The following is a 14706-nucleotide window of genomic DNA, read 5'->3' as shown; positions in this document are numbered from 1 at the left end:
CGGCCCGCGGCATGTGAAACGTCGCAAACTGAGGCCTGACACATGACCGTACCCGATCACATGTACAAACTGTTGAAAGAATCTCTTGCATTGAACGGGGCATCCACACATGGGAGGGCGACCCAATGCTGCTTCGTCAGAAGTTTGGCAAGGCAAACGTGACGTCATTGGTTGAGCGCATCAGTCGCTTCACTGTGTTGCAAATGAACTTAAACCGAACAACTGCCCGCGTTATGGGGTATCTGGCGAAAGTCATGCGAACTCTGCCCTTAACGGCGCGCAAGTCTGTGACTTTTGATCAGGGTTCCGAGCTCATGGAGAGGCTGCACTTGCAGGCCTAGGTCGGCACCAAAACATGGTTCTACTATCCCTCAGAACCGTTGCTGAAGGGAACCGTCGAAAACACCAACCGAAGGGCAAGACGTTGGCTGCCGCGAGAAATCGACCCCATCAATATCTCCAATCATCATTTGGAGAGTATCTGTGCCCGCCTGAATGCCACACCTAGCAAATGTCTGGGATGGAAAACGCCTGCTGAGGTGTTCAAAGAAAAGGTCTTGATTAAAGCCCAAAACTCACCCCAACTCAAAAGTCGCGGTTCATGTAGCGCTCACATGATGCAGCGCGAAAAAACGCGGCACGATCAAGTTTACAATTAATATGGCTCAGAAACAGAGGCCACAGTGATAGCTGGTCCATCAAAAACACTGTCAAAGGGTCCGTTTCCAAATTGTCCTCCTAAGCCAGAAATACTAGCTACTGGCGCTCCGCCTAGAAGGCCAACGATATAATCGACACATTCATCATCGGGGTTGAGGAATAGGAGTTTCTCTAGCTCCTGCTGAAGCACAGAGCGATCACTAATGTTCTTGTAAGCTTCGCAACGAATGTTAAGATTTATCAATGCCGCAGTTCGTGCATCCGCGTCTTGCGAAAAAGCCGCATCTGGAACTCCCATGCGCAATGTAATTGCCGCTAACGCTGCTACGATCCCAAGTTTCTTATTCATTTCGTCATCCCCTTATCTATTATAATAGAAGCGATAAAGTCATCAAATCTGCATAATTGCGTTAGACCTGAAATGGTCTTAAGGCAGAATCGCGAGCACGCATCATCATATTCTAGCCACTTGCTTGCCTAATTCTTGCCACAATATCAAGCCCTTTAAGGCAACCGTGCCTTATTTTGCAAAAAACAGACTGTTTCCAATAAATGACGGAATTCCCAAAAAACGGACGCTTGGTGTTGGCACACGGTGTCAAACGGACTTTAGGCAATAAAGGTTGTTTTCATTATGTTGCGATCAAGACACATGCATCGTGCCTAACAAAACCACGAGTTCTCAAACCAAACGGTTCGGATATCGAGGAAAATTATAGTCTGGACACATCTTCAATCGACTCAATTCTACTAAAGGGTGCTCGTTGATGGTTTGCCACAGCGCCGGTGCAATTGCTGCGATTCCAAAAGCCGCTAAGTAAGTGTATAAATTGAGTACACATGCGTGATCGCCTCTTGGAAGAATTGGGCAGAATCCTAAGTCTAAGATTTAGTCTGATTGGGATAACTTTTCTGGGCCGAAATGTATTACGTATCGGGGTCACAAAAAAACGATCATTCAACTTCACATCGTTCAGCACTCTTCCTGGCCAGTTGGAGCTGTCACAAAACGCGCTGATGGTCAGCATTCTGCTGTGCGCCCAACCGTTCGACGCAACATGTTTAACAAGCTTTCAGCTTGAGTGTAATATTTCACAACTCTGCGGAAGCCCGCATTCAACCATCTATTAATCGCGACGGGAGTGCCGTCGGACAAGTTCAAACTCGCCTTATCTAGGCCTGTAAGGCTATGTTTTTAGCCGAGCACGGGCCGCGCCACTCGGCGAGAGCGGCGGTTCGGACTAACTTGAAATGAACTCTTTGCGAAAGGCTGCGATCCTGACTGAAACGGTTGAAAACGGATGCGTAAACGGAAATAAATTTCTGCAGACTTTGCGTCCGACGAAAGCGGAGCATAGCACGCGCACTTCGTGGAAAACGTAGGTGTGAATTTTGGCTCTATTGTTATTCAGGCGGCCGGCCTCATTTCTGGTCACATTCCCGATAACTTTCGTCGTAGCATCATTTGAACGTAACCTGTCAGTCACGATGATTTTCCGTAGCCCATAGCGTTTCATCACATCATTATGAATTTGGGGGCTACGACACTTGGTGGCGTAGCTTTCCAGCACCTCTCCTTCGTAATCCACAGCTCGTACTAATAGTGTCGCTCGCCGTTCATTTTTACGAAAACCTCATCCAGATGCCAATTCCATTGAGGTCAGGATCACAATCGCTCCACTCGTTTGCGCCGGATTTCCGAGGCGAACATCGGGCCGAACCGGGACCAACAAAACGGAATGGTTTAATGGTTAACGTCGATGCCGCATTCGTATCGCAAGTCTTCTACATTTATGAGGTAGAGTGGAAAACTGACGTACATCATCACCGCAAGGCGAATGATCTCTTGGCTCGTTTTTGAAATAGCTAAAGGAAGTGGATTTTGTAATACACTGAAGCTAGTTGGCTACCCCGGTTCGCATAGGTCAGTTTCCTCTGACACTACCTTCCGGTGCGTTCCAAAAGTCAACTTTTGTCCCTTTAAGGCATGAACTGCCAGAGCTAGCCTATCGTTTGATTTCTCTGAATTCGTCGCGTTAAAAACAAATCACAGTTTGAAGCGAGATTTATTATTGAGAGGCTTTTATCTTCTTTACGTCCACGCCCCGAGAAATCAATTTATAGTCAAACTTGTTCTTCGAATAGACCCCATGCTTGAAATAGAAAGTCTTGGACTTGAAGGCCCCCTTAAAATTGGGTTGGGAATAGATTCCTGAGACCGCTGGCTTGCCATCAACCCAAACATCAGTACTAAACTCACCACGCCCTTTGAATTGGATCAGAATCCGAAGGTTATGCTCCACCCCATCACGACTTATTGTAACATTTGGTCGCCCGGTTTCTCGGATTTCCTCTTCGCACTGTTTACCGGACCCGAATTTAACGCCGCTTTGCAATCTGATAGTTCCATTCGGCGCCACTTGGACTTTTAGAGGCGGAGCACAGCTGTCACGACCGTCATGAATTTGGAAAATGTCGAATTTTTCCTTTGATTTGCTCTTCATGGCGACGTTTGTCTCGAACAGATATATACCCGTAATGTTGGAAGAGACCTTTTCGGATTTGATTTCCGCACGTTGATTGTATGACCCGTTTTCACAGCCGTTGGTACTTGTTTTGAAGGTGTAGGTTCCTCGCTTTCTCTTTATTGCTCCTTTGTCAACCGAGCATGATATCGTCCAGCGGTCCAAGGGCGTGGCGTTACCAGATACGGGCAAGCAGAGCGCACAGAAGAGAACAATGGTTGATATAGCATTCATAAATCGGCCCTTTCTTCGATAGTTTTTTAAAACGTAACTCATTTCAGAATAAGGATTCTGATTTTCCCACGGTTCCAATGCTTTGAACCAGAAGACACATTCTGCTCATTTGCCAATTATTGTACACCAAAAAGACCGACTTAAGAATAAACGGTGGTGTCAGACTAATACGAACTCGTCGCAGCTAGGCTAGGATCCCTGCCCTTTTATGCCGCGCAAAGACCGCTCCACTCAGCCAGAGCAACGGTGCGATTGGCTTAGAAATGAACTCTTTGCGATAGGCTGCGATCCTGATTGAAGTGGTTGAAAACGGATGCGTGAACGGAAACAAATTCCTGCAAACTTCGCATTCGGCGAAAGCGGTGCATCGCTCACTCTCGTCGTCGGAACGGCAAGTGTGAATTCTCAGCGCGATTGTTTTTCCAGCGTCCTGTTTCCTGTTTAGCCGCGCTACCAATCACCTTCATCGCGGCGCCGAATGAGCGAAGTTTGTCAGTGATTATAGTCTCAGGTTGGCCGTACCGTTTCATCGCTTTCTTCATGAATTTAAGGGCTGCGACGTTTGGTGACGTAGCTTTCCAACACCTCACCTTCATGATCAACCGCTCGCCATAAGTAGTGACGTTCGCCGTTTATTTTCACAAAAACCTCATCTAGGTACCACTGCCATTGAGGCCAGGATCGCAATCGTTCCACTCGTTTCTTTCGTATCTCAGGTGCAAAAATTGGCCCGACCCGGCTTCACCAAACCCGAACTTTTTCGTGGCTGACGTCAATCCCTCGTTCGTGGAGTAAATCCTCTACGTTTCGAAGTGAGAGCGGAAATCGGACGTAGAGCATCACCGCTAGACGGATGATTTCAGGGCTCGTTTTGAAATAGCGAAAAGGGGAGTGTTTTGTCATGGCCCTAACCTAGTTACTTACCCCGCCCCGCCCCGCTCAAGTCAGTTTCCTCTGACAACACCCGCGACTAGATCAGGACCGGGCGGGATAGTAAAATTTAAGCTCAGGCAGTTCGAAGGTAAAAAGTTGAACGCAATTCGCTGCAATTCTAAGCGATTTTTTTATGTGGGGTATTATTTGCGGTATCTAGTCATATTCGTCATTTTATCTAATGATTTCAATAGAAAGTGGCGGAGGAGCAGTCCGTTAGGCAATATTTCAATATTTGAAAATATATAATTATTTCAAACACTTAATAATTAATGCCGTCAACGGTAGTCGGCGAAATGTGCACCATATTGTGTACCGAAGTGTGTACCCATTTTGGCATTCACTCATGCACCGCCTCGACGAAAAACTAGGGGAGCGTTGCGGAAATTGAGACAGAAAACTTACACTTCAAGCTTCAAAATTGGGAGGACAATGCGCTAAACACTCATTGAGGTGGTGTCAGACCAATTCGAACTCGTCTCGGCAAGGACATCGAGGCTGTCCTTTATGCCGCGCAGAGTTCGCGCCATTCAGCAAGAGCGGCAGCGCGATTGAGCTTGAAATTGTTTCTGCTGTAGAGCGCGCGTTCTTGGTTGAAATGGTTGTAGACGGAGGCATGAACGGTGACGAATTTCTGCAAACTTCGCATGCTGCGGAACCGCTGCATGGCTCGTTCTCGTCGTCGAAATGGCAGGTGCGAGTTCTCGGCTCGATTGTTCAACCAACGGCCTGTTTCTTGCTTCGGAGCATTGCCGATGACTTTCATCGCAGCAGCATATGAACGTAGCTTATCCGTTACGATGATCTGCGGCGGACCGTGCCGCTTCATTGATTTCCTGAGGAATTTCAATGCCGCCTTGCGATTCCGACGCTTGGTGACGTAGCTTTCTAGCACCTCGTCTTCGTGATCCACGGCCCGCCAAAGGTAGTGCGTTTCGCCGTTGATCTTCACGAATACCTCGTCCAGATGCCACTGCCAGTTCGAGTAAGAACGCATCCGGCTAACCCGGTTTCTGCGGATTTCAGCGGCGAACATCGGACCAAATCTATTCCACCAATATCGAACTGTTTCGTGGCTTATGTCGATGCCGCGCTCGTGCAGCAGGTCCTCGACATTTCGGAGCGAAAGCGGAAAGCGAACGTACATCATGACCGCCAGGCGAATGATCGCAGGGCTGCTGTGAAAGTACTTGAAGGGGTCGCGTTTTGTCATGGATGGACGCTACGGAACCGCCCTGCCCGCCTCAAGTCAAACCCTTCTGACAAGACCCCAGAGATCCCTCTAGCACCAACTAGCTCTGCTCGGCTTGGCATTTCTTTAGGGCTACGATTGCGCGCTGGCTACCCGCTAAATCGATTTCTTCAGAGTCACCACTCTCACCAATAATCGTGACTGATAAACGCTTTCCGATTTCAGTTGTGAATTCTGGGTTGTTGAAAAAAGCATAACCTCCGAGAATCCCATTCTCGGAAACGCCCAGAACCTCGCCACCAAAGCGGGAAACTCCAAAATCGAAAATCACTGTTTTGGTTTCTGCAACCTTAATTCCAAACCAGTTCTGGTTAAAGGCGGCAAAAAAGGCGCCCTCACGGTTTGGAACGAACCCCACCCGAACGATAGTTCCGCTCGGAAAACCGCGCTCCATGAAACATCCGTTGTCCGCAGAAGAGACAACTTTTATTGCCCAATCTCCTGACATGTCCCAGTCCTGTGCCGGGCCGGCGACAACGCTGCTTGCCATCAAACAAAAACATCCAAATGCGAGCTTTAACATCGGGTTACTCCTTTTCCGCCAAGGGCAGTTTGTTCATGTGCAAGGCTCCGAGTTTTGAACCAATATTCCGAAGCTCATTAACAAACGGGCCATGGTAAGTTACGTTTTCCTGTATCTTTTATTCATTTTAATTGGAGAATGTCTGGCTGGCAGGGTGTCCTCTCGGCTGGCATTTGATCGGCTCCATCCGTGCGCTTCATGCGCGAACCACCAATATCCAACTTGAATTTAGGTTCAGACAGCTTGCCCGTGACATCGAAGGGCCATGCGCTGCGTGACAAAGGCTTGCCTGCGCGCCTTGGTTCGGCTCTGATTTGGATTTGATCCTGCACCCAGTCAACTGCGCCACGCGCCACGAGCTGAACGCTTCGTGTTTCAACGACGACGGAGTCAAAACTTACGTTGCCTGCGTTGATCTTAATTGGAGCTCTGACACATCTAATTTCAGTTTGGCGTGCCGCCAGTTCTTCAGAGAAAAGCCACGGAAATATGCCCAAACCCGCGAGTTCCAGTAGACTCGTCCCGATATACCCATTGCCCATGTTGAGGGCCGCTGAGCCGTAAAGGGAGTTCGCGAATACTTTGGCCGATTTGATATTTCCAGTCACGTCAAAGTTCGCGTTTAGCTTGCCGCCGGCATCGATTTTCAGTCCTATAGCATCAAGAATTTTCCCAAAATCCCACCCGTTAGTAGACCCTGAGACCTTCGCAATATCGGGGTTTTCTAAGGCATTCATTGAGGCTTCGACCTTGAAATACCCATCTCCGTAGAAAAACTCGAGGGGGCCAGCTTGGATCATGCCTTCTAGGGCTACGAACGTGCTGGACATTGAGGAAACGCCCGCATCACCGATGAACTCTTTCAACTCAAGCCCAATTTCCAGGTCTGTTTCCGTTAGAATGCGTGTGAGGCTTAATATTTCAGCATCTTCATCTTCTAAAACAAGAGGCTGAATTGGTGGGCGTTCGTCTTCTGGTTCTGCAGCCTCGTTGGAGGGAGCGCCTTTTCCCCTTGTTTTTCCAAGTTCCACAATAGCTTTAGCACCATCCCGAAGGTCCTCAAGACGCATTCTTTCGCTTAAGACAGTTCCGCGAATGACATTGATCTCCTGACTCAGATCGAAAGATACGTTCGTATCTAGATCACTTTTACCGGCCTTAAACTGAATGCCTATGTCGGCGGTTTTATCTTCCCCAGTGAGCTTTAGGCCAAGTTCGAGCTTTCCAACATCAACTGGTTCAACCTGCAATGCCGTGAGGAAGCTGGCAGAATCCTCAATATTCAAACTCGCAGCAATATTCACTCCATCCAACTTGGTTACATCTTCGATTGAGACTTCCGCATCCAATGCCCACAAGTCGGTATCTTCGGAGCGCGCTGAAAGGTTTTGCAGGCTTAGACTACCAGAAGCATCAGACACTCCGAAATCGGCAACGATGCGCCCGAACTTGGCAGCCTCGTCTTCGGAAAGCGACTTGAGTAGCAGCGACGACGGCCCCGCCAGTGTTCCAATCAAATCAACTGATTTGAACTTCAGGGCGTCGCCAATGTCGCCAGATGCTGTTAAAAACGGCGCAGCCTCGTCGCCGACATTAGCTTTAATATCCTGCAGACCAATTGTCCCTTCGGGAGTCACTTGGATGCGGCCAATTGATACAGGACCAACTTCGTCTAACCCAAAATCAGATGCATTTGTGCTCAAAACCAATTTTTCGAATTCAAGGTTTTGGTTTTCGCTGACAACGCGGGCATCGATTCCGACCAGCCTAATGTCTTTGATGGCTTCTGCTTTTGCGGGTTGTTGACCTTCAGGATGCAAACGCGCGAGCATTTGAATATCAAAACCCTCTCGTTTCATCAGGTTGTCGACGCCACCCTGGATGGTGATTTCTTGCCCTTCACTCAGTTGCAACACGGTGTCGATATCTTGGATCGACAGGTGATCCGCTTGGGACTTAACCGTGGCTGATAGGTTCCCGCGCCCTTCAAAGCTACGTTGCAAACCTAAAACATCAAAAACTTCGCCAATTTCTCCAGTGTCCAGATCAAAATTGGCCGAGTGACCGCCGCCTTCATCCGCACTGATTACTTCGCCATTATATGATAAAACGATTTGCCCGAAATTGACTATATTGGTGAATGGTTTTCCCTTGGGGTAATCACCATTAAGTTCAAAGGCCTCGCCGTTTACGGAACCATTACTGGTAACGGATACTAAATTACCGTCCTCCAGTTGTTCGAGAAGAACTGATTTGAGGTCAAAGTTGAATTCGAAGCCGTTTGGTTTACTGTCTATCAAGAGGCCAATATTCGTGAACGTCACGGTTTTATCTTTGAGGAAGCTTAAGATCGAGGTATTTTCGGATCGTGTGGCTTCTGTCGGAGCCCCTTCCTCAACAACAGTTTCTTCGACGACAGGGGCCTGCAAACTCTCGCCGTCTGAATCCGTTAACTTTTCTTCCCAACTTGTTGTCCCGTCGTCTTGGGTCAGTAAATTTACCTGAAGGCCGTCAATGATCAAATTGTCTAGAACGATGTGCCGGTCCAATAATGCTGGCAAGTCGAGATCCCATTCAAGTAGGCTCAACTCGGCCAAGTTTACGTTCGAAATTGTTGTGCTCGGAATGCTTGCGCCACTGACATGGACGCGCGTTGTTCGGCCGAGAAGCACACGAACATCGCCTTCGACCAGAAAATCTTGCCCGAGTTGTTTCGTCAGAATATTGCCGACCAGAGATTTGCGAAAATCCGAGAACAATGACGCGGCCAAAACCATCCAGACAAGTAAGGCCGTCACAACTAAGAGAACCACCAGCCATTTTACAGTCGATACAATCCATGTCGGCAAATCTCTTCTCCCCAATTTATTTCTCTCGTTTGCCAGCAGGCGATTTCAGCTCTCTACCACCCAATACCGGATCCACCTCCAAAGTGGGGCAATTGAGATTCCGCAATCAACACCTACTGTCAACCGCTCCAATGCGTGATTGTTTTCATCGAAAATGGATGATGGGTCCGTGTTCAAAGTCTTTAAAAATGACACATCTCCTTTTTCCAATCGATGGAGTGACAGTGTAATCACATTTCCCGAAAGGTCTACATACTTACACGATGGGTTTGATATCTTTCTGTTTTTTCGCCTGAATTCATACGTTCCAGCGATTGGTTAAATGTCCTAATTCTTATCGATGGCGATTGGCGGAAGCCCTCTGTTCAATGGTAAGCGGTGCGTCACTTCCCAAAGTTCCACGGCAGTAACTGCTCAATATCCTTCTGTTTGTGGCCGTTCGCAATGGCTGTGAGAACGCCAGTCAGATAAGCATGCGGCTCGATTTTGTTGAGCTTACAGGTTTCGATAATTGACGCAAGCATAGCCCATTTCTGTGCACCCGCATCATGACCCGCAAAGAGCGCATTCTTTCGGTTCAACGCGATGGGGCGCATGCAACGTTCCACAGTGGTATTGTCGATCTCGATGCGCCCATCGGTGAGGAACAAGTTCAAACCGTCCCAGTATTTGGCAATGTATTTTAACGCCAATCCCGTTGGGGATTTGGCCGAGACCTGCGCACTGTTGTATGTCAGCCATTGTTCAAAGACCTCCATGCGTGGCAACGTTTTTTCCTGACGTATTACTCGACGCTCATCAGCAGGCATGCCCCTGATCTGAGCCTCAATACGGTAGAAAGCTTTGATCTGTTTCAGGCCTTCCTCAGCGATAGGGGCAACATTGTTGATGGTCAGCTCGAACAATTTGCGACGTGCGTGTGCCCAACAATAGGCCAGCGCAATGGGGACGTCATTGCCGCGATTTTTAACACGATTATATCCTGTATAGCCGTCAACTTGGAGAACGCCACCAAACCCCTGCAATATCTCGACAGCATGCTTGCCAGCCCGACTTGGTGCATATGTGAACGCCACGGCTGGGGGCGCAGATCCGCCCCATGGCCTGTCATCTCGGGCAAGTGCCCAGAGATAACCTGCTTTGGTTTTCCCGCGCCCCGGATCGAGAACTGGGGCGGTCGTTTCATCCATAAAGAGCTTGGTGGATATTTTTAGATCCGCCTTCAGGCATTCATAAACTGGCGTCAGTTCATATGCGACGCGGCCCAACCATGTCGCCAGTGTTGACCTATCCAGATGCACACCTTGGCGCGCAAAGATGCCTGCTTGCCGAAACAGTGGTAAATGGTCTGCGTGTTTGTTTATAACAATCGTTGCCAAGGTTGCTTCAGTAGGCATCCCGCCTTCGATCAGGTGTGGCTTTGCTGGCGCTTGGACGATGCCATTCTCACACGCACGACACGCGTATTTTGGCCGACGCGTGACCAACACACGGAACTGGGATGGCACTATATCCAAACGCTCAGTGACGTCTTCGCCAATGATATGGCGTTCGCAACCGCAGTCACAAATGATGCAGTCTGGCTTAAGGACCTCCTCAAAGCGCGGCAAATGCTTGGGCAATGATCCGCGATTGGTGCGCCGCGGCCAGATAGCTGTTGCGCTTTACGGCCTTGCATCCATGCCCCAGCACTTGAAATCCGGGCTTGCTTTTGAGCGGGAAAGTCGTAGCTTTGACGCTTACAGTGATCGGGCAAAATTCCGCACCAAGTTATTCCACTTGAGGAATGCCAGTTTAAGCTATTTCTGGGAGAGAAATTAAATGAATTACCCAATCCGAACTTTTTTTGGCTTGGCATTAGCCTGTTCAGGGCTGACTCCGGTCTTTGCGCAGGACGTTCCTCATACCGCACCCGGCAACGCCGAATACTCCCCCTATCCAGAGCAGAACTTTCCAAATCAGGTCTTCTTTGGGGATACGCATCTGCACACGTCATATTCGACCGACGCAGGCCTTTTCGGGAACAAACTCGGCCCGGATGAGGCCTATCGTTTTGCCAAGGGTGAAATGGTAGAGTCCAGTACCGGTGTTCCTGCACGTCTGGACCTCCCACTGGATTTTCTTGTTATTGCGGACCACGCAGAAAACCTTGGCCTTTCTCCTCTAATTGCGGATTCCGATCCCACGCTTTTGGAAAGTGATTGGGGGCGTGAAATCCACGATCTTACCAAGGCCGGAAAGCTGGCCGATGCCTATACAATGTGGGCTGGTCGCCTCACTTCTCGGGATGATCCGCTTGCAGATCAAAAAGAACTTGTTGGAACAATGTGGGAGCAGATTACGTCCGCTGCTGAGACGCACAATACCCCCGGAAGCTTTACGGCTTTGATTGGGTTTGAATGGACCTCGACCCCGGGCGGAAGCAATCTTCATCGAAATGTGGTTTTCAGAGACGACAAATCGTTTGCAGATCAGATCATTCCGTTTTCAGTCTACGATTCCGAGGACCCGGAAGACCTTTGGGCATGGATGGCGGAGTATGAAAAGAATACTGGCGGCAAGTTACTTGCCCTTGCCCACAACGGAAACGTGTCGAACGGGCTGATGTTCGACGACGTGACATTTACCACCAAGGAACCGCTGTCACGGGACTATGCCGAACGCCGCATGCGGTGGGAACCTCTGTACGAAGTGACGCAAATCAAAGGCGACGGTGAAGCCCACCCGAGCTTGTCGCCGGACGATGAGTTTGCCGACTTCGAAACTTGGGACAAAGGCAGTTTCGGCGCGGCCAAGGATCCCGATATGATACCGCGCGAATATGCGCGCGAAGCTCTTAAGCGTGGCCTTGCTTACGAAGTTGCACTTGGTATCAACCCGTTCAAGTTCGGGATGGTCGGCAGCACGGATGCCCATACATCGTTGACAACTTCACAAGAGAACAACTTTTTCGGCAAAGTTTCTGCGGTAGAACCGACTGCTGATCCAATTCGGTTTGACGAAATGATTACAGGTTATTTGCCGGACCCAGAGGGCCGCGACTATATAACCCGTCACTATGAGGCGTCCGCATCTGGATTGGCAGCTGTCTGGGCGCGTGAGAATACGCGCGAGGCCATCTGGGATGCTATGAAGCGAAAGGAAGTATTTGCGACAACTGGCACGCGTATGCGGGTGCGCCTGTTTGGCGGATGGTCCTATACCGAAGCCGATTTGGTACGGTCCGATTTTGCGGCCTATGCCTATGACCACGGCGTGCCAATGGGGGGAGATCTGTCTACAGCCTCCACTGAGGCACCAACATTCCTAATTCAGGCACTGAGAGACCCGAATGGGGCTAATCTTGACCGTATTCAGATTATCAAAGGTTGGACGGCGGGCGATGGAGAGACTCACGAGATTGTCTATGACGTTGTGTGTGGAGGAGACAGGGTTGTTGAAGGCACCAGATGCGCAGAGGCTGTCGGCAACACAGTAAATGTAGAAGAAGCAACCTATGATAATTCGATTGGCAGTGGAGCTCTTCAATCACATTGGAGCGATCCGGACTTTGACAGTTCTCAGAGCGCCTTCTACTATGTTCGTGTCCTTGAAATACCAACCCCGCGATGGACAACGTTTGATGCGAAAATCTTTGGAGTTGAGCGCCCAACGGATGTGCCTGAAAGCATTCAGGAGCGCGCCTACACCTCGCCCATTTGGTACACGCCGAAATCGTGATCTACAGAAACACTCGATTGGACGAAGTCGCTAAGGCGGTTTCGTCCAATCAGTTCGGTCTGTTGCTCAATTTGATCGGCATAGAAACTTCGTCCCGTCTGATGGGATATGAGCAGGTACGTTGATGTCGCGCATTTTTTTGACCATCGGCAGGATTGTGAAATCTCCGTTGCTCCACTTTTTCCTGATTGGGGCCGCAATTTTTGCGACTTTCGAAGCTGTCTCGGACGGGCCTGAATATCAGGCCGCCGATGTCATCACCCTCACGCCGGAAGCCGCCGGGCGCCTTGCCGAAAGGTTCACCGCCACCCGGTTTCGCCCGCCGACGCCAAAAGAGATGGACGGCCTGATGCGATCCTGGGCGCTGGAAGAAGTCTATGTGCGAGAGGCTCTGGCCCTTGGTCTGGACCGGGGCGATCAGGTGGTGCGACAGCGTCTGAACTTGAAGATGCAGTTTCTGGCAGGGTCCGGCGCCGCCGTACTGGAACCCGACGACGCTACGCTGCAGGCCTATCTGGACAGCAACCCGGATAGTTTCTTGCCACCTGTGTTTATCGCGTTCGACCAACTGCTGTTGCCGAATGAACAGCCCAAGGTCATCGAGGAGATCCGCAATCGTCTGGAGAATGGCGCCGATCCCGCGACACTGGGTTCGCAGAGCCTGCTGCCTGGCACGCTCGCCATGACACCCGCGCCGGTCGTCGAGCGAACTTTCGGAACGGGCTTCTATGAGGCGCTGGCCATCTTGCCAGTCGGCGTTTGGGAAGGCCCGGTGAAGAGTGGCTATGGCTGGCATCTTGTGCGCATCACGGCCAAAAGCGAGCTTCCGGTCCCTCCACTCTCTGAAATCCGCGACCGGGTCGAGGCTGAATGGCGCGCCGCAAAATCAAAAGAATTGCAGGCAAGTTTTGGCGAGGCGCTGCTCGGGCGTTACTCCATTAACATGCCGCGCGCGGACGAGGTTCTGGGGCAATGAGGCGGCTACTACTGGTGCTTCTGAGCCTTTTCGCAACCTGTCAACCGGTACTGCTGTCTGCCCATGCGCTTGATCCGGGCTATCTCAATCTTGCCGCGATGGGGGAAGACCGTTGGCGGGTGACCTGGCGCATACCGGACCAGGGCGGCCGCCCGATGCCAATCGAGGCTTTGCTGCCCGAGACCTGTTCCTACGAGCCTCCGCCTGCGCCGGTTTTCGACGGGCGCGCCTGGATGAGCAACTGGGTTGCTACATGTCGGGGCGGATTGACCGATGGTGTCATCGAAATTCGCGGGCTGGATCGCACAAATACGGATACGCTGGTCCGATACGAACTGGAGCCAGGCAAGTCGCAAGTTTACCGCCTGACATCCGAAGAAGTCGCCTTCACCGTACCATCGAACCCGGGCCTCATTGGTGTCCTGTCGAGCTACATAGCACTCGGCGTCACTCATATCCTCGAAGGTGTCGACCACCTTCTCTTTGTCTTCGCGCTGTTGCTTCTGATCCGTAACCGGTCCCGGCTCTTTTGGGCGATCACGGCATTCACTCTGGCCCATAGCGTCACGCTTGGCGCCGCCACCCTGGGCTTGCTGAACCTTCCTTCGCCCCCGGTCGAAGCAGTGATCGCGCTGTCCATCGTTTTCCTGGCATACGAATTGAACTTTGCGCCAAGGGACCGCGACCAGGTGACCCAACGATTCCCCTGGATCGTCTCGTTTGCATTCGGCCTTGTGCATGGTCTGGGCTTTGCCGGAGCACTGCGCGAGATAGGCTTGCCACAAGACGACATTCCTCTCGCCCTGTTCTCCTTCAACATCGGCGTCGAACTCGGACAGCTTCTGTTCATCGCAGCGGTTCTGACCATTGGTGTCGTGGCGCAACGTCTCTTCCCGCGAGTCCAAACCCATGCGGCGGCTCTGACGCGAGTGGCAAGCTATGGAACCGGCAGCTTGGCAGCATTCTGGGTGATAGAGAGGGTCGCATCGTTCTGACCAGCCATCTGCTGCAATATGCACGAACGTCTGACCCAC

At 50.6% G+C, this 14706-nt stretch carries 9 protein-coding genes and 3 pseudogenes; 4 read left to right on the top strand and 8 right to left on the bottom strand.

Going from position 1 to position 14706, the window contains the following annotated elements:
- Positions 1 to 125: 125 nt before the first annotated feature.
- Positions 126 to 341, top strand: coding sequence for a hypothetical protein (locus AB9F26_RS14645; RefSeq protein WP_369757791.1), 216 nt, complete (start codon positions 126 to 128; stop codon positions 339 to 341).
- Positions 342 to 655: 314 nt separating this feature from the next.
- Here AB9F26_RS14645 and AB9F26_RS14640 read toward each other — a convergent pair whose 3' ends face one another.
- From AB9F26_RS14640 to AB9F26_RS14605, 8 genes and pseudogenes are all read right to left on the bottom strand, one after another.
- Positions 656 to 1009 (bottom strand): hypothetical protein, encoded by a 354-nt coding sequence (locus AB9F26_RS14640; protein ID WP_335586479.1) that lies wholly within the window; start codon positions 1007 to 1009, stop codon positions 656 to 658.
- An 824-nt stretch (positions 1010 to 1833) separates the two neighbouring features.
- Positions 1834 to 2549: pseudogene (locus AB9F26_RS14635) on the bottom strand (transposase).
- Between the two features lie 180 nt (positions 2550 to 2729).
- Positions 2730 to 3419 (bottom strand): heparin lyase I family protein, encoded by a 690-nt coding sequence (locus AB9F26_RS14630; protein ID WP_335586480.1) that lies wholly within the window; start codon positions 3417 to 3419, stop codon positions 2730 to 2732.
- A gap of 257 nt (positions 3420 to 3676) precedes the next feature.
- A pseudogene (locus AB9F26_RS14625) lies at positions 3677 to 4322 on the bottom strand (IS6 family transposase).
- Between the two features lie 535 nt (positions 4323 to 4857).
- Complete coding sequence (locus tag AB9F26_RS14620; protein WP_335586481.1) at positions 4858 to 5565, bottom strand: IS6 family transposase; 708 nt, start codon at positions 5563 to 5565, stop codon at positions 4858 to 4860.
- Between the two features lie 79 nt (positions 5566 to 5644).
- Positions 5645 to 6127, bottom strand: coding sequence for a hypothetical protein (locus AB9F26_RS14615; RefSeq protein WP_335586482.1), 483 nt, complete (start codon positions 6125 to 6127; stop codon positions 5645 to 5647).
- A gap of 122 nt (positions 6128 to 6249) precedes the next feature.
- Positions 6250 to 8976: an AsmA-like C-terminal region-containing protein gene (locus tag AB9F26_RS14610; RefSeq protein ID WP_335586483.1), complete on the bottom strand. Its 2727-nt coding sequence runs from the start codon at positions 8974 to 8976 to the stop codon at positions 6250 to 6252.
- 383 nt (positions 8977 to 9359) lie between these two features.
- Positions 9360 to 10622 (bottom strand): annotated as a pseudogene (locus tag AB9F26_RS14605) (IS66 family transposase); the annotation flags it as partial.
- A gap of 175 nt (positions 10623 to 10797) precedes the next feature.
- On the opposite strand from AB9F26_RS14605, the gene AB9F26_RS14600 reads away from it, so the two are divergent.
- From AB9F26_RS14600 to AB9F26_RS14590, 3 genes are all read left to right on the top strand, one after another.
- Positions 10798 to 12696, top strand: a complete 1899-nt coding sequence (locus AB9F26_RS14600) for a DUF3604 domain-containing protein (RefSeq protein WP_335586484.1) — start codon at positions 10798 to 10800, stop codon at positions 12694 to 12696.
- A 124-nt stretch (positions 12697 to 12820) separates the two neighbouring features.
- Positions 12821 to 13672 carry a peptidylprolyl isomerase gene (locus AB9F26_RS14595; RefSeq protein ID WP_335586485.1) on the top strand — a complete coding sequence of 284 codons (852 nt, stop codon included), beginning with the start codon at positions 12821 to 12823 and terminating at the stop codon, positions 13670 to 13672.
- Positions 13669 to 14667: a HupE/UreJ family protein gene (locus tag AB9F26_RS14590; protein ID WP_335586486.1), complete on the top strand. Its 999-nt coding sequence runs from the start codon at positions 13669 to 13671 to the stop codon at positions 14665 to 14667. Before AB9F26_RS14595 ends, AB9F26_RS14590 begins: the two co-directional genes overlap by 4 nt.
- Positions 14668 to 14706 lie beyond the last annotated feature (39 nt).

Origin of the sequence: Falsihalocynthiibacter sp. BN13B15, from assembly GCF_041205415.1 — a bacterium.
GTDB lineage: Bacteria > Pseudomonadota > Alphaproteobacteria > Rhodobacterales > Rhodobacteraceae > Falsihalocynthiibacter > Falsihalocynthiibacter arcticus.
This window is presented reverse-complemented; position numbering and strand designations above follow the sequence as displayed.